At 38.2% G+C, this 23124-nt stretch carries 22 protein-coding genes and 1 pseudogene; 9 read left to right on the top strand and 14 right to left on the bottom strand.

Annotated features, from left to right (window positions below):
* Positions 1-250: 250 nt before the first annotated feature.
* The 9 genes from N4G44_RS02745 to N4G44_RS02705 all read right to left on the bottom strand — a co-directional run bounded on the left by N4G44_RS02745 (position 251) and on the right by N4G44_RS02705 (position 11794).
* Positions 251-1786, bottom strand: coding sequence for a YifB family Mg chelatase-like AAA ATPase (locus N4G44_RS02745; protein ID WP_474924524.1), 1536 nt, complete (start codon positions 1784-1786; stop codon positions 251-253).
* Positions 1787-1970: 184 nt separating this feature from the next.
* Positions 1971-2933, bottom strand: coding sequence for a T9SS type A sorting domain-containing protein (locus N4G44_RS02740; RefSeq protein ID WP_474924523.1), 963 nt, complete (start codon positions 2931-2933; stop codon positions 1971-1973).
* Positions 2934-2968: 35 nt separating this feature from the next.
* On the bottom strand, positions 2969-4360 hold the full coding sequence (locus tag N4G44_RS02735; protein ID WP_474924522.1) for an outer membrane beta-barrel protein: 1392 nt from the start codon (positions 4358-4360) through the stop codon (positions 2969-2971).
* Positions 4353-4919, bottom strand: coding sequence for an RNA polymerase sigma factor (locus tag N4G44_RS02730; protein ID WP_474924521.1), 567 nt, complete (start codon positions 4917-4919; stop codon positions 4353-4355). Before N4G44_RS02730 ends, N4G44_RS02735 begins: the two co-directional genes overlap by 8 nt.
* A 97-nt stretch (positions 4920-5016) precedes the next feature.
* Positions 5017-5598 (bottom strand): DUF4840 domain-containing protein, encoded by a 582-nt coding sequence (locus N4G44_RS02725; protein ID WP_474924520.1) that lies wholly within the window; start codon positions 5596-5598, stop codon positions 5017-5019.
* A 444-nt stretch (positions 5599-6042) separates the two neighbouring features.
* Entirely contained in the window at positions 6043-6522 is a 480-nt protein-coding gene (locus N4G44_RS02720; protein WP_474924519.1) for a hypothetical protein, read from the bottom strand.
* An 11-nt stretch (positions 6523-6533) separates the two neighbouring features.
* Positions 6534-8114, bottom strand: a complete 1581-nt coding sequence (locus N4G44_RS02715; protein ID WP_474924518.1) for a hypothetical protein — start codon at positions 8112-8114, stop codon at positions 6534-6536.
* Between the two features lie 24 nt (positions 8115-8138).
* Positions 8139-11303: a hypothetical protein gene (locus N4G44_RS02710; protein WP_474924517.1), complete on the bottom strand. Its 3165-nt coding sequence runs from the start codon at positions 11301-11303 to the stop codon at positions 8139-8141.
* Positions 11304-11350: 47 nt separating this feature from the next.
* Entirely contained in the window at positions 11351-11794 is a 444-nt protein-coding gene (locus N4G44_RS02705) for a hypothetical protein (RefSeq protein WP_474924516.1), read from the bottom strand.
* Positions 11795-12485: 691 nt separating this feature from the next.
* On the opposite strand from N4G44_RS02705, the gene N4G44_RS02700 reads away from it, so the two are divergent.
* From N4G44_RS02700 to N4G44_RS02680, 5 genes are read left to right on the top strand one after another with little or no spacing between them, the layout of a single operon-like run.
* Positions 12486-12692, top strand: coding sequence for a hypothetical protein (locus N4G44_RS02700; protein ID WP_474924515.1), 207 nt, complete (start codon positions 12486-12488; stop codon positions 12690-12692).
* A 1-nt stretch (position 12693) separates the two neighbouring features.
* Positions 12694-12891 carry a hypothetical protein gene (locus N4G44_RS02695; RefSeq protein WP_474924514.1) on the top strand — a complete coding sequence of 66 codons (198 nt, stop codon included), beginning with the start codon at positions 12694-12696 and terminating at the stop codon, positions 12889-12891.
* Between the two features lie 11 nt (positions 12892-12902).
* Positions 12903-13544: a hypothetical protein gene (locus N4G44_RS02690; RefSeq protein WP_474924513.1), complete on the top strand. Its 642-nt coding sequence runs from the start codon at positions 12903-12905 to the stop codon at positions 13542-13544.
* Between the two features lie 18 nt (positions 13545-13562).
* Positions 13563-14333, top strand: coding sequence for a sensor histidine kinase (locus N4G44_RS02685; RefSeq protein WP_474924512.1), 771 nt, complete (start codon positions 13563-13565; stop codon positions 14331-14333).
* The gene (locus N4G44_RS02680; RefSeq protein WP_474924511.1) at positions 14330-14974 is read left to right on the top strand and encodes a response regulator transcription factor; all 645 of its coding nucleotides are present in this window, start codon (positions 14330-14332) and stop codon (positions 14972-14974) included. The genes N4G44_RS02685 and N4G44_RS02680 overlap by 4 nt, the downstream gene beginning before the upstream one ends.
* A gap of 82 nt (positions 14975-15056) precedes the next feature.
* Here N4G44_RS02680 and N4G44_RS02675 read toward each other — a convergent pair whose 3' ends face one another.
* Genes N4G44_RS02675 through N4G44_RS02665 form a run of 3 tightly spaced genes read right to left on the bottom strand, consistent with a single transcriptional unit; the run spans position 15057 to position 17737 of the window.
* Positions 15057-15974 (bottom strand): hypothetical protein, encoded by a 918-nt coding sequence (locus N4G44_RS02675; RefSeq protein WP_474924510.1) that lies wholly within the window; start codon positions 15972-15974, stop codon positions 15057-15059.
* Between the two features lie 7 nt (positions 15975-15981).
* Entirely contained in the window at positions 15982-16830 is an 849-nt protein-coding gene (locus N4G44_RS02670) for a complement C1q domain-containing protein (protein ID WP_474924509.1), read from the bottom strand.
* A 10-nt stretch (positions 16831-16840) separates the two neighbouring features.
* Complete coding sequence (locus tag N4G44_RS02665) at positions 16841-17737, bottom strand: hypothetical protein (protein WP_474924508.1); 897 nt, start codon at positions 17735-17737, stop codon at positions 16841-16843.
* 737 nt (positions 17738-18474) lie between these two features.
* On the opposite strand from N4G44_RS02665, the gene N4G44_RS02660 reads away from it, so the two are divergent.
* From N4G44_RS02660 to N4G44_RS02645, 4 genes and pseudogenes are all read left to right on the top strand, one after another.
* A complete protein-coding gene (locus N4G44_RS02660; RefSeq protein WP_474924507.1) occupies positions 18475-18984 on the top strand; it encodes a hypothetical protein in 510 nt (169 codons plus the stop codon).
* Positions 18981-19328 carry a tRNA-binding protein gene (locus N4G44_RS02655; protein WP_474924506.1) on the top strand — a complete coding sequence of 116 codons (348 nt, stop codon included), beginning with the start codon at positions 18981-18983 and terminating at the stop codon, positions 19326-19328. The genes N4G44_RS02660 and N4G44_RS02655 overlap by 4 nt, the downstream gene beginning before the upstream one ends.
* Before the next feature lie 14 nt (positions 19329-19342).
* Positions 19343-20043 (top strand): annotated as a pseudogene (locus N4G44_RS02650) (3'-5' exonuclease).
* A gap of 3 nt (positions 20044-20046) precedes the next feature.
* The gene (locus N4G44_RS02645) at positions 20047-20373 is read left to right on the top strand and encodes an SUF system Fe-S cluster assembly protein (RefSeq protein WP_048501455.1); all 327 of its coding nucleotides are present in this window, start codon (positions 20047-20049) and stop codon (positions 20371-20373) included.
* Positions 20374-20488: 115 nt separating this feature from the next.
* On the opposite strand, the gene N4G44_RS02640 is transcribed toward N4G44_RS02645, so the two are convergent.
* Complete coding sequence (locus N4G44_RS02640; protein WP_474924505.1) at positions 20489-21421, bottom strand: hypothetical protein; 933 nt, start codon at positions 21419-21421, stop codon at positions 20489-20491.
* 46 nt (positions 21422-21467) lie between these two features.
* Entirely contained in the window at positions 21468-23057 is a 1590-nt protein-coding gene (locus N4G44_RS02635; RefSeq protein WP_474924504.1) for a hypothetical protein, read from the bottom strand.
* Between the last annotated feature and the right edge of the window lie 67 nt (positions 23058-23124).

The raw sequence follows: 23124 nt of genomic DNA, 5'->3' as shown, positions 1-23124 counted from the left end.
ATACTATCCTCATTCAAAATTTAAATGATCAGGCAGTGTTGGTGAATTCTTCTTTCATAATGCAATATTTTTAATAATTTGGTAATCAAATTTAACATAATATTTAATATAAACAAAAAATGATTAAACTTTATCAAATTAAGACTGAGGCATTATTATTCCTATAGTCAAAAAATATTCATTCTGGAAATGGAGTAAATATCAAGTGAATCAGAGCATTTTTTCAAGAGTTAGGTTAATCGGGATAACATTATACATTCCAGAACTCCCGGTCCAGGCTTCTGTATTGTATGGCTTCTGAAATATGATGAGATAATATATTTTCTGCACCTTCCAGATCTGCTGCTGTTCTGGCTACTTTCAGGATTCGGTCGTAAGCTCTTGCTGAAAGATTCAGTTTTTCCATAGCCCGTTTAATAAGCTGCAGGGAAGCCTCGTCCAGACTGCAGAATGCTTCAATTTCTTTAGGTCCTATCTGAGCATTATAACTGATATTAAGATCTTTATACCGTTCATTCTGAATACTGCGTGCTTTCAGGACACGCTCTCTTATATCTGAACTTTTTTCTCCTTTTCTCTTTTCTGCCAACTGTTCGAATTCCACTTTCTGTACCTCAATATGAATGTCAATTCTGTCTAGTAAAGGTCCGGAAAGCTTGTTCATATACCGTTGCATTTCGTAAACGGATGAGGTATTTCCCGGGTCATCCGGAAAGAATCCACTGGGACTAGGATTCATAGAGGCTACCAGCATGAAGCTTGCAGGATAGTTTACGGTAAATCTGGCTCTGGAAATTGTTACTTCCCGGTCTTCGAGGGGTTGTCTCATCACTTCCAGGACTGTTCTTTTAAACTCCGGCATCTCATCCAGAAACAAAACTCCGTTGTGGGCTAGCGAAATTTCTCCCGGCTGGGGATAGCTTCCGCCTCCTACCAATGCAACGTCTGAAATGGTGTGATGCGGGGAACGGAAGGGACGGATGGTCATCAGAGAGGTTTCGGCACCCATTTTACCGGCCACCGAATGTATTTTTGTTGTTTCCAGGGCTTCCTTTAATGTTAGAGGAGGAAGAATACCAGGGACTCTTTTGGCAAGCATGGTTTTTCCGCTTCCGGGAGGACCTATCAGAATGATATTGTGACCGCCGGCAGCTGCTATTTCCATGGCTCTTTTTGCTGTTTCCTGGCCTTTAACTTCAGAAAAATCAAATGGAAAATCATTCATTTTTTCCTGAAACTCTTTTCGGGTGTCCAGGGTAACTTTTTCGAGAGGCTTTCCTTCATTAAAAAAATCAATGACTTCTTTAATATTTTCTACTCCGTAAACGTCCAGATTATCAACAATTGCAGCTTCCCGGGTGTTTTGCATAGGAAGAATGATTCCTTTGAAACCCTCTTCCCTCGCCTGAATGGCTATCGGCAACACTCCTTTTATCGGCTGGAGGCTTCCGTCAAGAGAAAGCTCACCCATAATGATATAGTCATGAATATTTTCAGCAAGGATCTGGTCTGATGCAGCAAGAATGCCTACAGCAATGGAGAGATCATAGGCCGCCCCTTCCTTCCGGAGATCTGCAGGCGCCATATTGATTGTAATTTTCTTTCCCGGAATTTTGTATCCCACGTTCTTCAATGCAGCAGAGATTCTGTAACTGCTTTCTTTGATGGCATTATCGGGAAGCCCAACAAGGTGATACCCTACTCCACCGGTGTCTACATTGACTTCAATGGTAATGGTTTGCGCAGCAACCCCGTGGATTGCACTGCCATAAATTTTAACTAACATGATTGGTGTTTTTTGTAAAAATAAATAATATATTATTTCAAAAAATTCACTTTTGTATGGATAGTTTTATGGTTGAAATATGTTTTAAAAGAAATTATTCTTAAAAAAGACAAACCGGTACAGATTGTCTCCATACCGGCTTACCATTGATTAAAAAAAAACTAACTAAGGAATCTATATACCATTATTTTTTGATGAATTTATTCTTATAGGTTTTTCCCTCTGAATCTTTGGAAAGAATAATATAATTGCCGGGTACAAGCCTGCTTACATCAATAGCATCATTGAACCGGTGATCTTTCTTTTGCAGGACTATTTTCCCTGACATATCCATAATAGAAATCTCTTTATACATCTTATCGGATTCTTTTCCGATATAAAGGAACTGTGCCGTAGGATTCGGGTATACTTTCAGGCTATTTTCTTTACGTTTTACTTCGTCAGTTCCCAGGCTGCAGAATTCCCAGCTTCCGAAATTCACTTTAACAAAGTTTCCGGTTCCTAAAAATTCACACTGATCCGGGCAATATTCTGTACATGCATAAAATCCATATTCTCCCGATTCCGTTGCCACATAACTATCCCCCGTTACTCCATTGATAACGCATGGATCTCCCGGGGAAGGCGGCGGGCTGCTGGGAATACATCTGTACCAGACATGGTTTCCGTACAGATCAGGAAAAGCATCATCGAACTTTACGGACGCTCCTGTACATACATTAAGCTCTCCCGCTCCTACCACCTCAAAGGTTCCGGGAGCCATCGTGCTGATCATTGCAGGAAGTGCATAGGCAAATCCGTCTGCCATTATTGCAGGGCTTTCCGCTGTACAGTCGCCTTGGGTAACCGCTACTTTAAAATAATAAAGCTGGTCATCATTTCCATTGATGGTAAGGGTTTGTGAAGTTGCTCCGGGAATTGCAATCCACGGATTGTTATTCGGTGTCTGCCAGGTCCATTCTTGCTTATACCACTGATAAGTCCCGAATGCCTGCGTTGAAAGCACTTCTGTTTCAGTGTTGCAGAACAGAACTTTATCAGGATATTTTAAGCCCAGTCTCGGACTTGTAATGGTGGGATTACACTGCGCTTTCATATTCATTAGGGCCATGAAAAGGAAAGCCAAAAAAATCAGTTTTGGTTTCATATGTAAATATTTAAGGTTTGATGTATTTTGAGGCATCAGTCTAATAAAAGCCTGATCCCGAATTTCATATTGAAGTTTAAAGGTTTTTCTTTGTAAATGGTATTAAGCTGACTGTCATTCTTGAAATGGTACCCAATCCCGGGCTCTGCATATATCCCGATCTTATCGATAATCTTCACCTGTAATCCTACCGCTGAATTCACGGAAACCTGTACGGGTTTTATATCGAGCCGTTCTTCCTGGGTATCCTGTACCTCATTATCTACTATATATTGGGTTTTAAGTTTTCCTGACACTGCTTTTTCGGCAAGCACACCTCCGGTAATGTATCCTGTAAAACGTCCTTTCTGAATCACATTATAATTGACCTGTACCGGAATTCCTATATAATGGACGCTCTGATTTCCTTTTATGTAGTTTGAATTGCTTCCCGAGTGAAGTTCAGACGTAAGTTTTGTATAATTCACCCCTGTTCCTATTCCCCATCTTTTCCCAAGGTTATAATATGCAGACACTCCAAATGTAACCGGAACTTTATGTCTTATTCTGGCTTCCACTTCTTTACTTTGATTAGCCAGAAGGACTTCTGTAAGCGGATCCGGGTCTGTCCCTGATATCCACATATCGCCAAAAGCCATAGGAGTCCCGCTGATGGAAGTGTAACCCGGGAATTTCTGCTCGGAAGAATTTGACGAAACATTTCCTGTAAGCATGCTCAGCATCCATTTCCTTGATTTTCGGACAGAAACTTTAGGCTTATCATTAGCGGCAAACTTTTCCGTAAGTTCCTCGTTATTAAATTTTTCCCCTGGAGCTTGCTCATTCTTCAGTACCGGATTTTCATTGATTGAAGGAAAGCCGGAAGCGGGAGTTTCTTTTTTAGCTAAAACGGCTGCTCCATTTTCTTTTTCTCCGTGTCCCGGAATTGTTGTAGGACTATCTGTTATTTTTTTGCCCAATACATGATCTAAAATGTTATGAATGCTCGTTTTCCCTGCTGGCTGCTGTCCCTGGCTGCTATATTTCTCACCGGGAACAATATTGATTGGATCGCTTGTATTTGCTTTTATATTCTCTGTCGATTTTATATCGGTTTGCTTAAAATGATCTGTGTTTTCAACCTTTTTTGATATTTGGGGGCCTTTTTTATCTGCATTCATTTCCAGCAGGAATTTTCCTGTAAAGAACAACATGGCAATAGCTGCTGCAATTCCGCCAACACGGTACAGCAAAGGCTTTGTTTTACCGGCAGGAATCGTTTTGTCTTCTTTTTTGTCATCATTTTCCAACAGCAAACCTCCGGCAATTCCTTTATCGTCTTCTCCTGAAAAAAGTTCATCTTTAATATCATCCCACAGCCCATCCGGAATATCCTCTTCGTGGTCTTCCATTTTCCTGTGCAGGTCATTCAGCCACTGATTATTCATATTGTGCTTTTTTTGACATTTTAAATTCTTTAATTTTCTGGACCAGCAGTCCTTTTGCCCTATGAAACTGGGAAGCGGAAGAGTTTTCTGCTATTCCTAACAGTCCGGCAATTTCTTTGTGGCTTTTTTTCTCAAATACAAACAGGTTAAAAACAGTTCTGTACCCATCCGGAAGCGACCGGATCATCTTCATAATAGCTGCCTGAGGAATTTCCTCAAGATCGGGTTCTTCATCATTGGGAATATCGGGATATTCTGCAAGATCATCCGTTGTTGTAATGCCGGAATGCTGTCTTATATGCTTTAAAGCTTCGTTTACGGTAATCCGGATCATCCATGCCTTCAATGAACCATTGCCCCTGTATTCAAATGTTTCTATAGAGCGGAACATCTTGATAAAGCTGTTCTGAAGAACATCATGAACATCATCCTTACCTGAAAGATAACGGGAACAGACTCCGGCAAGGTTTCCGGAATAGTTTCCGAAAAGTTCTTTCCAGGCAGCTTCTTCCTTCGTGAGAAGGCGTCTTATCAAAATCTGCTCCTTGTTTTCTTCCATGTATGATTAAGATCCGGTTTGGATACCGATTAAAATTTTAAAGCAAAAATAGACTGCATCCGGCAAACCACAATCTATTGTCTATATTTTATGAATATTAATTCGTTTTTATGCAGTATGGAAAATTATAGTAAATAGGCTCAAAAGGGCTGAGAGCCGTTCCGTTTACCATAATCTTTTCCGCCGCAATGGCAAATCTCAATGTGTGGTCCAATCCTGCAAAATATCCTTTCTGTTTCGCTACCAATGTCACAACTGTTTTTTTACTGACTCCGTCTACTGGGATCTGAAGTTCAAGATCTTTGGGTGCAAAAGTGAGCTCTACCCAGTTTTTATCAGCATTTAGTACAGAACTATAGTTGAGGTTATATTTCACTTTTCCCATTGCTGCTAAGGCATTCTGTACTTTTACAGGGTCTTTTACTACTGCCGTTACAATTTCTTTCAAGGGAAATTCCGGAAAGGTCAATGTATCTTTTTTTATTTTAAAGTCAACAATCTTCTCTGCTTTGAGCTCTCCCTGTACCGTAATCAGCCTTCCTTTATAATTGCCGTTAACATCTTCAAGCTTTACCGGTGGCACCTCTATCCTGTCCTCATTCATACATGAGAACAGGGAAAAGAGGATTGAGATAACCAAAACGGCGGTAATCACTTTAAGTACTATTAAATTCTTCATTTCATTATTTTTTTAACATTAAACATTAATTGTATTGAGTACTCATCTATAAAATCCGGTTTTTGGGAAATCTTGCGTAGAGATTTGAAAAAAAGTGAAATTATTTTGCAATCCGTTGATTTACTGTGGATAAAATTTGCAATTTGAGAGAAAAAAACCAGCGTGGATTTCACGCTGGTTTTGGTATTTAGGACTCCCTCTAACTTCTTATATCAATTCCGTACATGTTCATTAAAGATCACTTTTAAATTGTGTAAGCTGTTTAAGTTCAGGGGGAGATGCAAGGACCGGAAATGAAGAGCTGGAAATTTTTGCAGGATCGTTCTTTAAGTAGGAATTCACTGAATTTCCTAGTAAAGGATTATTTAATATTTCTAAACTCATTGTATGTTTTTTTAGTGTTTAAAAAGGCAGAGCATTACGCTCTGCCATTAATAATACTTCTTAGGAAAGTTTATCCAGCTCTTCTTTGTGGGTTTTCACAAATTCATCCAGATAAGAAGCCAGAAGCTCTGTGAAATCAACCTTATTATTCTTTAGCAGCCAAAGCATATACTGATAACTGGGAACTTTTACCTTGTCGACGATCATATCATCTTTAGGTTCAGCTAAGGGCTGCTCAACAGGATTATTGTTATGATCGCGTAGATAGCTCCAGGTGTCCTTGTAGACTACCCACTCCGGTGCAGGAAGAGAAATATTGATTTCTTCGCCGGTTTCTTTATCTTTCAGCACCTGTTCATAGTTAAAACTAATAAACTGCTGTTTAGATTTGGCATCAATATCCAGAACACGAATACTCCTATTAAATTGTGGAAGCTTTGGATGTTCAGATAATGGTAATTCTGCAAGATTTAATTCAACATTTTCGATATCGTTGATTAAGGTTTGTACTTGCGTTGATATGTTTAATTGTTCGTTCATATAAATTGTATTTAAAATGTAAATGCTTGGACTATGGATGTATTAATATTTTTTGAAATTGTCCCGTTGGAAATGGCGAGAGATAAGGCCACCGCTTCTGTCGTTGTGGATACGGATTGGATAATTGACACACCACCGACTGTAATTGTTTGAGTGCATATGTTTCCCATTCTGGTAATGATTACACTTCCGTTCAATATAGCTCCTGACAGCTCTATTTTATTTGGGTTTGTAATGATATTATTCCATAGAATAGAAGAATGATAACCCCCACTGCGGAAAGATGTCATCACAGTTCTAATAAATGAACTATCAGCCAACGTATTGGGAATTGTACTCTGAAGTAGACCCAGATAAGCATAAAAATCAAATAAATCTCCGGCTCCATCACCAGTGGTAGAAAGAGTTATGTTCATTTCTAAATAGAAATTCGACCCTGCCCCAAATAACACACTACTTTTGGCTGCTCCAACGATTACGTTCGGTTCATAGGCATATGTCTTGTTATTTGTATTTGAACTGTATGACACTAGCCCTCCATTAGTACTGAAAATGACATTTTCTTGACCGGCAGTATAGGCTTTTGTTTCCCACGTAATTGCACTGATATCAATATTATTTATATTCCCTACAACATTGACGAATGATACTGATCTATGGGTCTGAATCGTTGGTGAAGTAGTTCTTATTATGATATTATACTGTGATCCCCCTTGTAAAGCGTCACCTTCAATAGTCACGATCATAGACTTACCATCTGCTGAAGTTTGAAAGCCTAAGCAATCGATCTCGCCGATACCAATAGTATTTCCCACAAGAATAAATCTGACCGAAGTAAATGCAGGATTGACATTCAAATTTAACCCTTGTAATACGAGATACTTTACAGCGTTATCGTTTTTAAAAATATTAGGCGCAATAGAATAAACATTCAAAGCTCCGTTACTATATTGATTATTCCAGGCGATTCCGAATTGCTCTTTTTCTGCTTGTGTTAAAACTGCTGGTAGTTTTTTGAACATTTCTTTAGCATTAGTTTTGAAAATTCTACCAACAGAGTTTTGTGCAAGTACCATATTGACTGTTGAATCATTGGAACCATCACTCAATCCTGTTATTGAATAATAAAGTCCTGAAGTATTCAGTTCCCAGTTGGCCCCCAGTGTCAATCCTGCACCGGGCACCGTAATCAGAGAGGAATTGGCAACGTTTTTTCCTAAATCACCTGCAGGCAGTTTTGCTGTATTCCCATTAGCATCCAGCCCTACAATTTTTGTAAAGTCCTGTACGTTTCCGTCACTCAGCGGAGTATTAAGTTTTTGTTCCAGCTGTTCATTTACATTTTGATTGAACTGTGCCTGAGTTAAAAATCCTTCGGACACCAGATCAGGATCAGACATTTTGACCAGATCATCACTAATATCCTGTGTCCCGGCACCTAATGCCGGAGTTTTCATATCCCCATTTTCATCGATGGCATAGTCTGTATAAGTAGCTGCACCGGGTGCAGCTACTTGATAAATGACATTTGTCTCTCTCTCTCCCTGCGGAGGTAATTCATTTACCCTAATAATTTTTCCTATATTAGACATATTGTTGTTTTTGGTTAATTATGATTAATTGATCTGCTGCCAATCCCCGGAAATCACTCTCGTAGAAGATGTTGCAGGTTCCTGAATACCTAGAAGATTAGTATTCGATTCAAAGTTGAATTTCTCTTCTGTAATCACATCAGACGGCACTTCGAATTCTTCCGGATCCTCTGTACTGAATGGCAGGGCATGTTTTACTTTTAAGCCGATGCTTTCCGCCTGGAGGATATTGAGAGCAGTAGGAAGTCTTGTGATCCATGCTTTTCCTTGTTTCAAACCTTTAGGCTCTTTCATTTCATCAACAATTGACAAATAAAGGTCATCACCAATGACAGGGACTTCGCCGCCATTCCAGATCTTTCCGGTTGCCATATAGAACTGTACAGCTTCTTCAAATCCAGGACGTACAGTTACCACTACTCTTGCCATACCACTTTGCATAAAGGCCCTGAATAAAGGATCGATATCTTCAGACTGGTAAAGATTCATCCAGTTCTGCTTACTGCCCCAATAATAAGGATACAGGTTATAAGAAAGGTTTTCCCATTCAAAAGCCTGTTCCATAAATTTCACAAAAGCTGTATATTTATCAAGATTGCTGCTTAAAACTGTCTCATAATTACTGAAAGACGATCCACTGGTCAGTCCATCCAGACCATATCCATGTGTAGACCCCGCGGTTCTGTCTGCCATATAAGAAATACAGTTTTTACGTAAAATTGTATTTTCAATCTGGCGGTAGAACATTGGGTTGGATCCTTTAATCTCTACGGCTTTGTTCTTTTCATCAGAAAGCTTATTATTATATTCCACCAATGCATCTTCATAACCATCTATAATAGCTTTAAATACTTTCTGGTACCAAGCATCTCTAGCTTCCTGTGTCAATTGAAGATCTACTACACAATTCGCTGACCCGGAGAAAATCTCATAGAAAGTAGCTGATATAGGAACTGTTTTAGAATAAGGCTTAGCAAAAGTTTCTCTTTTACGAACTTCAAGCTGAGAATAATATCCATGAAGATAGAAATCAATATCTCCAACTAAAATACACATGGCCGATTCACTACCGTCGCCAGATGCACTGTACCCCACTCTGCAACCTACTGCCACATAGTTGTCCGGGATTTGAATCTCGTCTTTGAAGGCTGCATGCTGAATAGCACTTTGCTCACCTGTAAACTGACCGCTTAATGATTTTCCTATACTGTAAGTTTCTACCGGCCTTTCAGGCACTTCAACATTATATTTTGACACCCAGTATTTTAAAACAGCATCGGTACTAAGATCTCCATAATTCTTCATCGGCATTACCAAGGATCTTCTTGGATCTTCCGGTTTAATTAAATTAACCTGATCTGGATTTTTCTGAGAAACCATTCCTAATAAATGCAGTTTAGCAGGCTCCGGAACCATGAACTCAAACATCATACGCTTGCCATAGTTATAAATCTGGTTCTTCATGAGCTTATCCACCCATCGGTAAACCCCTACTACATTTTTATCTCCTTTTCTGTTGTCAAATCCATGAGAATTGTTTTCCTCGAATTCATCAATAATCTTTTCGATTCTTTCTTCATGAACCTTGGTGACAATTCTGTCCATTGCTCTAGCCGTAATATCCTGAGCCTGGGTAACCGCCTGTCTGGTACTTTCATCTTTTGAACGATGATTCGCATAGTTCGCTCCTACGCTTATGGAGAACATTTTTCCTCCATAACTTGCATTGGCCGACCCTGCAAAATCATTAGCTTCCTGCAACAATTTGGAAACTTCAGACTGCATTTCAAAACGGTTGGCTGTTGTGGTATCTGAAAGTTGTTCTATTTCCGTATCAGAAGATGAAGTTGTTGTATTTTCGCTTCTTCTTAACTTCCGGGTAGATTTTTCACGATATTCTCTTGCCATGATATTCTCAATGTGAGCCACTTCTCCTTCCACATAAGCATGAGTACTCTGCTCAACTTTCAAATAATCAGCAATTCCGATTTGTTTGAATCCGAAGCCTGAAGGAATAAAATTCTGTTCCTCATCAATAATAACAGGAGTTTCGGTGTTTTCTACTTCAAGTTCAAAACTGGAAGAAATACAGGATTTAACAGTAATGTTCGGTGTTTTAAATTTAGCTACCTGACCATTAGTGAAATATATTTCAATATAAAAAGACGAGCCTTCAAATTGTGAGAATTCTATGCCTTGACCTAAAAGATTATTTAAGAAAATGGTATTTCCATTTCTGGATTTTGTAAAATCATTTCCTGTTTTGAGAGGGAAAGCAACGTTAGTTAATTCATGATGTACTCCTGAAATATCCCAAGAGGCATCAGGAACATTTAAAGACATATTGAGTCCATAATATCTGTATAAATCTTTTGGACACAGCTGGTAAGTGAAAGGCACAGCAGCGGCCTTTGCCATGGGAACAATTACTCCCCCGATACTCGTATAACCTTCGATATTGGTTTCAGTATTTTCTGCAATGATCCTATTGGTTTTCTCAGTTGATTCTGTGATCAGAGCGTTGATTTCTGCAAAAGTATTTCTTCCCTCCAGCAGTTCATAAAGGTCAGAAACACTTGCTTCTGCCATTCGTTCATTACCTGATGGTTCATTTTGAAACTCATAACCTAAAATATCCAGTAAAGTATCCATATTTTCAGGTTTTAATACACTTGTAAGATATTCAGCTTCTACTTCAGGACGGAATCCTACCTCAAATTTTGGTAATACAGGTTCTGGAACTTTCGGAATCTGTTGACAGGGATCTTTCGGGTCATAAACTTCTCCCGGGACTCTTACAGGACAATATTTTTCCCTGTTTGCCGCTACATCATCGTTATATTGTTCAATAATAGGTGCAATTCTCAACTGATGTTCTGCGTACCGGATTTCATATTCTTTTTGGTATTCTTCCCTGTATTGTTTTTCCAGAAGAGAAAAATTTTTGACAAGGCTTTCATATCGTCCAAGCTTTATTTTTTCTTTGGAAACCAGCTGTTGCTTTCTCATTTCTTCAGTAGGTTGGGTTTCTGTAAACTCACCTTCTGCCAGCCTTGAAAGAGTTTGCGATCCTGAAACCGCTTCATCCAGCATCAATTCTTTAGGAAGTACAACTTTAGCATTTAATAAAAGCTTAAATTCTTCTTCATTGGAAACAGAGGAAACATGTCTTACCAAAAGAAACTGCATAATAAGTTCCTTTACATAAAAATCTTTTTGTACAGCTACCTGATAGATTAAATTATTCCAAAGATCCAGCAGATCGGGAGAAATATTAAATTGTCCGTTATATATTTCAGCTTTTTTTCTGTAAATTCTTCATACGTACACGTTTCTTTGTTTCTAGCCAGCCAGACGGCAAATTGATGATCTAAAGAATAGTTCCTCTTGAAACTTTCAAGATCATATGTACTGTTAGGCCCAGATGAAATACATTTCGGGTTATTGGCAAAAGCAGCCGCACATTCAAGAAGTTTTCTATACTTTGAACCTGAAGCAGCTACTACTGGTCTGTAAAAAGTGTCATCATCCTTTAATTGTTGTGGAGCAAGGATAAATCTTTTATCCTGGTCATTTTCGTCAGAGAGCTGCGGACTTCTTAAGCTTACAAACCTGAAAAGTGTCTGTGTTGGTGTGTTTTCTGCCGGTAATTCGGCAGCACCGTTTTCAATGTTGTTCATTTTTGTGATTTTGATAATTTGTATGAATTAATAATAGGTTGCCAATCATTTTCTTATGATTTGCCATTTTAGCCTTATTTTTTAAGGTGGTGTCCGCTAATGGATGTCCACCTCGGTTTTTAATGTCTATTTTCATTTGTGTGTGTTTCTGAAGCAAATATCAGAGCCGGAAGCGACAGAACTTGACGTATTGAAAATAAGTTTTTAACTATTTTTTAATTATTAAACGGGAATGTAGGTAATGCACTAGAGTAGCTAAGTTTAAAGGGGCATCGTATTATTTACGACCAAATCCTCACGATCAACTAAATATTTAGTTTACGATAAAATCTATCTAGAAAGTAACTACATAGTTGATAATACCAAAGAAGCTTAGCCTTAATAGAAGATAGCTAACAAAAATTAATCAATAAATATCCATATATCTGAAAATCAATCAAAAAATCGTAAATTTATTATATAAAAACAGTGTTTTCCCCTTTTGCAGAGTTGAGCAGTTACCTAATTTTGTTATAAAATTAAAAACCATAAAAATGAAGACTCTCTATTCAATCAAAAACATAAGTTCACTTTTTGTTGTACTTATTGTAAGCTTTTGCGCGTTAAGTTGCACCCGTTGCTCCGAACCTCCTAAGGAACCTGTAAGCGACAGTTATAAAAAAAACTGATCAGCTATCGTGAAGGCAGAATATTGTATGATGAATACTCCAGAACCAATAATGCAGTTCTTACCAAATACCGAAACGGAGAACCGGATTCAAGATGGTACTGGTTTTCTGTGGAAGATCTGGAGGGTTATATTCATTATGTAAAGGAAACAGCAAAAAAAACAACATCTGAAAAACCCCGGAATCCGGATTTATATGGGAAAATACCCTATGAATCACCCCAGAAATAAAATGGCAAAACCTGAATATGCAGGCTATCAGACCATATTTCTGGTGCCAACTGCTCAAGATCTAAAAAATGACAGTCCCAATGTAAAATTCAGGGCAATTATTTCGACGGATGAAAATAAAAACCTGACGGACATGGAAGTTCTGAATATGACCAACCTGGCTCCCCCTCCTAAAGTGTCTACAGCCGATATGCCTTAAAAATAAAAGTCATGAACTGGAACATAGAAATAGGGAAGCAAATATCTATGATGATATCCCTTTTGGTGATCGCTTTAATGGTTATCAGATACAGGAAAATCGGGAAAGAAAATCTGTTTTTTATTGCAGGATATATCTTGTTCTCCCTGATTGATATTTTTTGCTATTTCTATTTTAAATCTACTCATCGGTCTACCGAAATGTTTTATGTGATTGGCTTTTTAATGGTTGTATTCTGTATGTACCTGCTGTATTATTTTCAGCTGTTGTATTGGCCGGTTCTCAAAAAATTACAGCTTTTTTTACTGATTCTTTTTGTTGGCAATATTGCTGTGATGTTTTATACAGAGGATGACCTTCTTCATCATTTTTCTTTTAATATGCTGTATATCAACATCCTCTTGTTAATGTTTTCCATTATTTTATTTTTGTACCAGACCTTTAATTCCGATAAAATACTGGAACTCAATAATTACCTTCCTTTTTGGATCTCAGTTTCATTGCTGATTCTTTTTATCGGGAGTATTCCTATCCTGTATTTCAGGACTACCGTTTCAGAACATATTTATTTTTTCATTTTATTTATGCTGAATCTGATCAGTAACGGGATCCTCATACTAGGATTGATCTGGAACAAAAAAGGGCAGACTTAGATAAGTATTTTTTGAAGTATGGAAGAAAATAATTTGGTTATTACCTTTACCATTACCTTACTTATTGTCGTTTTAATGATGATCTTCATCTATGTGGTCTTTATCAAAAAGAAAACAAGCCTCCTGATAGCGCAAAAAGAAAAAGACATGCGGTTCGAGAAAGAGCTGGCCACTTCACAGGTGGAAATAAAGGAACAGACGTTGAATTATATTGGTCAGGAGTTGCATGATGACGTGGGTCAGAAACTCTCAGTGGTCCGTTTGCGGCAAAATCAGCTGATTTCCAAACTAAAAAATGCAGAGAAGGAAGAATTAAATGAATTAAGTGAGCTTTTGGGTGAATGCATCCAGGATATTAGAAATCTGTCGAAAACACTGATCACAGAACAGATTATCCATTTCGGACTGACAGAATCCATAGAAAGAGAAGTAAAAAGAATCCGGAAATTAAAATTATTAAAAATAGACTTCATCACCCAGAAACAGGATATTGATATTTCACCTAAACACGGACTGATCCTTTTCCGGATTATTCAGGAAAGCATCAATAATATTTTAAGGCATTCCAGGGCCAAAAACGTAACCATAAAGCTGGAAGACGACGCTGAAATTTTACGAATTTACATTTCGGATAACGGGAAAGGTTTTGATCCCTCTAAAATACAGGACGGTTCGGGATTGAAGAATATGGAACTGAGGGCAAAACTAATCCATGCTGAATTTTCCATACAGTCGGAACTTGATAAAGGAACACAAACCTCAATAATTTATTATAAACATATACCATGAAAACTATTCCTATAGCTATCGTTGATGATCACACTCTGATGTCTAAGGCACTGGAGAATATGATCATGGAAAACCCGCAGTACAGGGTCATTATGAATCATCCCAACGGTGAAGAATTCATAGCTGCCATAGAGAATGCTTCAGAATTGCCGGCCGTTGTGTTGATGGACATCAATATGCCTTATAAAAACGGTATAGAAACCACAGAATGGCTAACCGAACATCATCCCGATATAAAAGTCATTGCCCTGACTATGGAAGACGATGAAAAAGTGCTGATTAAAATGCTGAAAGCGGGAGCCAAAGGGTATTTGCTGAAAGATATGCAGCCTTCCATTCTCTTTCAGGCAATAGATACTGTATTTGATAAAGGCAGTTTTTATACAGATTTTGTCGCCCAGAAACTGTTGAAGGTAAAATCAGAAGACATCAGGAACGCATCCCTTCTTTCCGAATTGAAAGACCGGGAAAAAGAGTTCATTAAATGGGCATGCAGTGAACTTACCTATAAAGAAATTGCGGATAAAATGTTCCTCAGCCCTAAAACCATCGACGGTTACAGGGATTCAGTTTTCACAAAACTGGAAATAAAGAACAGAGCCGGGCTTGTCCTTTTTGCCTTAAAACATGACCTGTGCTGATCTGTTTTTACTTAAAAAAGATTTTATAGCTCATATTCATCCGGTAAATTTTACAATTTACCGGATTTTTGTTTTAATGATTTTACTGCTCAACAATGGTAAGCGCATTGTAAACTCCACCTCCTGAGACATCAAACTGACTGGTTGTCCCATCAAATGCTACGGTAATCCAGGTAAAAGGTCTTAATTTGTCGCCTTTATTTAAATAGACGCTCACGGTACATGCTGAGCCTACAGGCACGGCATTAGGGCTCGCTCCCGTATCGGAAGAATATCCGTTATTTGTTTTTACCCTTTGAGTGATGGTCCCAGCAGGATTTCTAACCTCCCAAATTGCCTCTGTCTGATTGTTGGAACCGGTATTTACCTGGCTGGATTGTAATGCAAAGGTAAAAGTTGCAAAATATACGCCGTCGCGTGGTGCTACAAATTCACCGGTAGCAGGATCGAAGTTGGAAGTTGGAACCCCCGAATCAGAGTCTAATTTTTCTGTCCAGTTAGTTAAATAAGAAGACCTTCTCTGGACAATACCAGATTTAGGGCCTATTTCCGAAGGGGTTGCACTTTCAAATACATAGGTATCCTGAGTGGTTTTACTTGCCATTACTATAATACGTGGTTTTCCTTTAGGGAAAAAGCTTACCCAGTTTGTACCGTCGGAAAATTCCAAATATCCCTTTACACCAATGGCAGGACTGTTCACATATCGTAGTGCACCTGCACCAGCCTGAGAAGCCGTTTTTGTAGTATTCCCAATGGCTATGGTTCCATTATTGGTACCTCCCCGTAAATCCAGGGCTACTTTTGGGCTGGCTGTCATTACCCCTATTCTCCCGGAATTATTAATAATAACATTACCTGCATCTGTTTTTATTTCGACAGGATTACTTGGATTGGGTACTCCTATTCCTATCTGAGCATTTATTTGCGTTACTGCAATTGGCAAAACAATAAAGGCACTTATTAATTTTTTTATTTTATTTTTTGGTCCCATCATCATATATTTTTTACAGTTCACTGATGCTTAAGTTATTTAATTTTCCGTCATTTAGAGTGTTGCGGGCACTTCCTATATTATGTCTTACAGTAAATTGTATGGTATCATCTTTTTTAAGATTGAAAATAGCATTACAATTACCTCCTATAAAATTACTTACTGCACCAGCCTGAAAAGCAGGATAAGAATTTACAGTTTTAAATACAGGGATGTTATTCGTGCTTTGACTACTTTCTATCGCGGCTTCTATAAATGTGTTTTTAGGTATATTTCCACTGGCCAGGGTAATGTTAAAAGAAACCAGATAGAATCCATCGCGTGGAGCTTTAAAAATTCCGGTTGCAGGATCGAAATCACCGGCAGTCCCGGCACCTAAGTCAACGGTTTCCGTCCAGCCTGTAATAACTGTTGTTGTAGCACTTGAAATGCTTTGTGCAGTAGATTTGCTGGCATTTACCAATGCTTTGGTTGGAGCAGCCAGGGGTAACGCTATCCATTGTTCGCCATCAGAATATTCTAAAAACCCACCGGCGTTGTAACGTATTGCTCCTCCACCTGCTGCAGAAGGACTCTGTGTATTGGTGCCTAAACCAATAATTCTCTGGTCGCTGGAAGAACGCAGATCAACTTTAGTAACTGGATTTAAAAGACCGACGCCTATCTGTCCTGCCGGTGAAATAACCACATCATTGGATATTTTTGTTGCATCAGGAGCAGAGCCGTTATCTTTCCCTGCATCTATATGTAAAGGCTGCGAAGGAGTTGAGGTGAAAAATCCTACTTGTGCAGTTGTTTTAATTGCAGAAAAAAATAAAATACAGGCGAATAGTTTATAATTGATACCGATTTGCTTTTTCATGATCTATATCTTAATGTTCTATTATGGTTAAATTATTAAATCCGTCATCCGGATTGGCAGGATCAGAAGAATTGGTGGTCACCCTAAGCGGAATAGATCCTGAGGTAAGATTTTGAAATAATCTTACACTAACTTTAGTTCCTGCAGTCAAAGTAAGGGTAACGGTACTTGATCCTCCGGCCTGCGTTGAACGAGTAGAATTTGCATCATCGGCTGTACCTGTCATAGACTGCCCGAAAGTTTTGTATACGCTGGCAAGCACAGTGCTTGTTGTAGGATTATAGAATTGGGATTCAACTCTGGAACCGTCACTGATAACCGCACCGCTAAAATTGAATGTTAATAAAAAAGTATAGGTCCCGTTTCGGGGAGCTGTAAACTCACCGGCAACAGGATCGAAACTATTACTCATGTCACGTACTTCACTCCAGTTAGTAATAGTTGTAGCTGTAGCTGTTGGTATTGACTGACCTGAAACTTTACGAAGAACCACCACCGCTTTTTGAGGGGCAATATAAGCTTTGTTCCACGCCACACCATCAGAAACTTCTATTTTAGCTCCTACCGGTACACTATTAACGTCGAATCGTGTAGCTCCCGCACCCGCTGTTGCTGCCGACATCGTAGTTGTTCCTAAACCAAGAGCGTTTTCACTTCCTGCTGACCTGATATCCAGCTGAACCTGAGGATTCAGAACTCCTGCACCAATAAAACCTGTTGTTTTATTTATAATAACATCATTGGAAATTTGTGTTGGCGTTAATGTTCCCGAAGCCGGATTATCCTTTGCCCCATCTACGTGTAGAATCCCTTGCGGGTTGCTTGTCCCAATTCCAATTTGTGCACTATATGTATTAATAAGGAAATAGACGGGAAGTATCAATGTTTTGCGTATTTCTTTTCTCATATTCATAATTTAAAATTTAAAGTAATAATTAAATTTAGTAGTCCGTTAATCTTCATTTATACCTAAATAAATAAGATCAGATAACATCCAATACATCATTTTAATACTTAGCAGAATGTACATTAATTATGGTAACTTTATATTTGATGTGCCACTTCGGTCAAATTTTAAAAGCTTTGCTTTTGAGGGATTGGCAAAGCTTAAATAATTCCGGCAAGTAATTAATAATACACTTTACTCTAAAAAATTATAGCTTTTATAGTTGAATTCCTTTTGATTTAATGTGCTTTTAGAATCTTACTTTATTAATGCAACTATTTAATTCCAGCTATTGAGAATAATTTTTTGCAAAATTGTCGATTTTCAGCAACCGATCAAAAAATAACATATCGATATATTTCGATGTGTCTATAGATTTTTTACTACTCTTAAAGTTTGAAGGATTGAGGGATAATTTCAATTGAGATTTTCTTGCAGGAAGAAATAGGGAAAGATTAAATTTTTTCATGATGTATGTTTTTTGCAAAGTTAATAAATTTCAACATTCAGTATAATATTTTAATGACAAATTATTATAATTCAATATTTTATACTTAAAAAACCACAATATGATTGATTTTATATTGCAAATTATCAGCTCCTTTTGTATTTAACAGTACAGACAAAACCTTTGTAAATTTATTTTAAGAAAGCAATACTATAAATATTTTAATACATTTGTTTAAAACATATTCTGAATGAATTTCGAGCAGATCAACTTACATCTTGAGGCTTATAAGGAGCACAACCAGATCCTGGATGCCGCCAAATTTCTGATCCATTCTTTTGATCTGGAGCATGAAAATTTTGCCGGTTTCGGATTCAGGGAGGAGCTCTCTCCCACTTCTATGCTTTTAACGGCAGAAGGGGTATTAGGCGGACCTCAAACCGTAATGATTCCAAAGAATTTATTTGATTTTGATCTTAATCTTGTCCTGAATATGGTTGCCCATGAAATGCTTCATGTACGTCAGAAAGCTCCCGGACAGGTCATCGAAGATAAAAACGAACGGGAATTCCAGGCGTATTCTGAAATGTTGTTTCATAGAGTATTTCCATTGATCCCCGAATTATCAGATCACTATAAGAAATTCTTCGGAGGCCAGGCGCTGGAATATTACAGAAGAATGGGTGAAGGGTCTGAACTTCAGAAAAAATACGAAGCACAGAAAGCAGAAGTAGAACATTTAATTAATTCATTACCATGACCATAAAGCCGGAAATATCCTGGGCAGATTTTGAAAAAGTAGACATCCGATGCGGAACAATCATTTCCGTAAATGATTTTGAGAAGGCAAGAAACCCCTCTTACCAGCTGGAAATAGATTTCGGGGATCTTGGCGTTAAAAAATCCTCAGCACAGATCACCTCCCTCTACGGAAAAGAAGAGCTGGTCGGAAAGCAGGTAATGGCCGTAGTGAATTTTCCCAGAAAGCAGATCGCCAATTTCTTCAGTGAGTGTCTTGTAATGGGAGTTTATGGGGAAGATAAAAAAGATGTTACTCTTTTAACACCGTCACTGCCTGTAAAAAACGGCATGCCAGTAGGATAAAAACACCAACACATATGATACAGCACATTCCACTAGAAAAGATCTTATTTCTTGATATTGAAACAGTTCCGGGTTCAGGATCCTGGAACGAACTGCCTGAAGCCGAACAGAAACTCTGGGACAAGAAAACAAGGTTTCAACGAAAAGAAGATGTAACTGCTGAAGAATTTTATGACCGGGCAGGCATCATGGCCGAGTTCGGAAAGATCATCTGCATCACGATCGGAATGGTAGAAAAGAATGAAACTTTAAAAATCAAGAGCTTTTCCGGTCACGATGAGAAAAAATACTTCAGGAATTTGGAGAAATTTTCAACAGCCCGAGACTGAATAATGTAATCCTTTGCGCCCACAACGGGAAGGAATTTGATTTCCCATGGATCGCAAGAAGATATCTGATCAATGGAATTCAACCTCCCATCCCGTTCCAGATGTTCGGGAAAAAGCCTTGGGAGATTCCCCATATTGATACCATGGAGCTTTGGAAATTCGGGGATTATAAAAGTTTTGTTTCCCTTGAATTGCTGGCTCATGTGTTCGGAATTCCTACTCCCAAAGATGATATAGACGGCTCAATGGTTTCATCAATCTACTACATAGAAAAAGACTTGCAGCGAATAGTTGACTATTGTGAAAAAGATGTCTTAACTTTGGCAAATGTTTTCCGACGTATGCGTCAGGAAGATTTGTTGAAAAGGAATATCAATCTAGATTAAAAAATGAAATTTACAGACGATCAAATTGCTGACATTGGTGAGGAAATCATCAAGGTTTTAAAATCCGTTTACGACCCGGAAATTCCGGTTGACATTTACGAATTAGGCCTTATCTATGATGTACAGATCTCCGAAGACGGCGATGTAAAAATTATAATGACCCTTACTACCCCGAACTGTCCGGTTGCAGAATCCCTGCCACAGGAGGTAAAGGATAAGGTGGGAGATGTGGAAGGCGTAAAAAGTGTAGATTTAGAGCTTACTTTCGAGCCTAGCTGGAACAAGGATATGATGAGCGAAGAAGCGAAGTTTGAGTTGGGAATGCTTTAAGTTGTAAAAACCTGAAGAAATAATATCCTTATTTTAAATCTGGTAATTATAAAATAATGGCTTGGATGTATAATCTGAGCCTTTTTTATTGACCTAAGAAAAACAAGTTTTATCTTTAATAAAATTCTCGTTTTTCCACGACTCCGTCTTTGTAGATCTCAGTATATATTAATTTGCCTTTTTTCCTCGTCTCTATCATTGGTTCACCTGTCTCGTCATTATATTCCTGCAATAATTTATAAAATTTCCATTTTCCAACGGGTAAACCGTTTTTATATTCAGCTTCCAGATAAGTGTATGAATCTGTAAATTCAGGGTATTTTTTTAAATCTATATGATCATTTGACTTAAATTCTACCCATTTCCCTTCTTTTTTATGATTTTTCACGATGCCCTGTTCTTCTTCATTTTTATAAGAGCCGTCATGATCATAATATCCGGAAAATTTTCCGGAGGGAAGAATCTGGTACTTATTTAAAGGCTTTAGTTTAAAAGGACTTTCGGTAAATTCATAGTCCTGCAGGGTGATGATATAATTTTTATCTATGTTAAACAAGGTATAATTGGCAAATCCCATTTCCCCCTGATGATTCAGGTATATTCTTTTCATATCAATCAGGTGATCATTCTTCATTGAAACCAGATAGATCTTTTCCATATAGGGTTCGGCATAACGAACGGTATTCAATACACCAATAAAGTACAATGAATATTCTCCGTAACACAAATAGTCAGTTGCAATTTTGATCCGGTCGAATTTTTCATTAACATTTTTATCAAAAGGCAGGAAAGCATTGTATTCTTCAGGAAGCAATAAAAGGTCTTTTTTTATATCCTTATCAAATTTCAATGATTCAATTTCTTTCAGCTTATTTTCATCCTGTATTGCAGACAAAACTGATTCAACAGTCGTAAGCTTTGAAATATTGTCGTAGCCGAATGGCAGTGTTATACAATCAGCTTTACTGGTATTAAAAAGCGATTCTTTTTCTGCCGAATATGCTTCTGTCTTTATTCCTTTTTCATTTCCTACCTGAGATTTGCTCATACAAGAAAGAATGAAAAATAAGGCAAAAAAACAGGCTCTGTTAATGTTACGCATATATATCTGGTATTTGAGCGAAACCGTGAACATGCAAATGATTATTATGTCTCGGAGTGGCTGTATGGGTTGTATGAGGTAACCGTGTACTAGCATTGTCTGCAGTACTGGCATTTGCGGTATTGGAAAAATTCTCTGAGCGTCCCAATAAAAATCCAAAATCATAGAGAATGTTTCGGAGAATGACTGCGTTATCATAATCGAAATTCGCTGCCGTAAGGATCGTATTGACTCCATCCTGCTGGGTGGTCAGTAAATTCAGATCCCCTGCTTCCCCATTAACGTGCTCTGCACTGGGGTAACACGATGCGTCAGAATAAGAAAACCCCTGGGAAACAATATAATGATTGTGTCCTTCCTGCCTGAATTGGGCTAATGATCCCAGAAAACCGGCAAATAAATCCGGCTGAATGCTTCTTCTTCTCGTATGCTGGAATCCATAACGGATAATGACTCCGTTTTGGTTATAATTAAATGCTTCAAAAATCTGTGGTCCCACTCCTGCATTCCCTAAAATATCCATATTCACCAGTTCTACATTTCCCTGCTGGTTAGCATACCATTTGTCGGTTGCCCCGTCACCGAGAGTTCCGTTGGAATACACTAGTAGCTGATGGGCATCAATATTTTCCCCGGCGGCTCTGTTTGCCGTGTAATCTATTGTTTGTAAAAGAGTTCCTCTCTGGGCAAGCGGTGGAATGGTATTGACTCTTCGTTTTCTGGTCACAGTTTCTTTAACTCTGGAACAGATCCTGTGTTCATTATCATTCTGGTCATAGTAGAAAAAAACAACTTCGGTAGAATGGTTATTCAACACTTTCTGAATCCTTCTTCTTTCCGGATTTGTACTGATCACGGCTAAAGTATTGTAGGTATTACTGCCATGATGAATGTTATAAATATTTTTACTGACCACCCTGAACCTTGCAGTATCATCATTTAAGAAAATACCGGCTCCGTTTACTTCCTGCTGTTCATCTTTATAGGCGCAGGGATTATTGTCTGTTCTTTCTACTGCCACTTCCAAATTAATACTGCCCTCTGCCAGTCTTCTGGTCCATTCATCAAAAACAGCTCTTCCATCAGGTCTGAGTTGCAGTTTAATAATAGCTTTATTGATATGATCGGCCTGCAAATTAGTATAATGGGCATGGCTGCCGTCTTTATTATTCAGGGCATCAAAATTTCCTACCTGTACGGTAAACAGCCTCTGTGCTTCATACCGGTCTGGAGATACAAAACGCATGAGCTGTAATGTATCCGTATTTTCTGTCATGGTATTGGCGGAAGGCCTTATCACAGCATCTATACTTAAAGTAGCCATATTGCTGGTTTCTATGATCAGATATACTGTTTTTCCCAATATGGAATCGTAGGGAATTTCCTGATTCTGGTGATCCCGCTGTACGTGGGCAGAATCAATCTTTGTGAAACTTACTCTTGTTCCATTGTCTGTTGTCACTTTTTTGGCAAAATAAACGTCACTGATGCGCTGTAATGAGTCATCGGGAGTATCCGGAGCCAACGGACTATTTAAGGTTTGGGTTTGTCCGGAATCTGTTATGGTAATACGTGTTGCCATCTTAAGATTTTTCTTTTTTAATATGGGTGTTTTTGCTATTTCCTGACGAGAATTATCGCAATTTTAT

This window comes from Chryseobacterium sp. GTID13, assembly GCF_056172655.1.
This window is presented reverse-complemented; position numbering and strand designations above follow the sequence as displayed.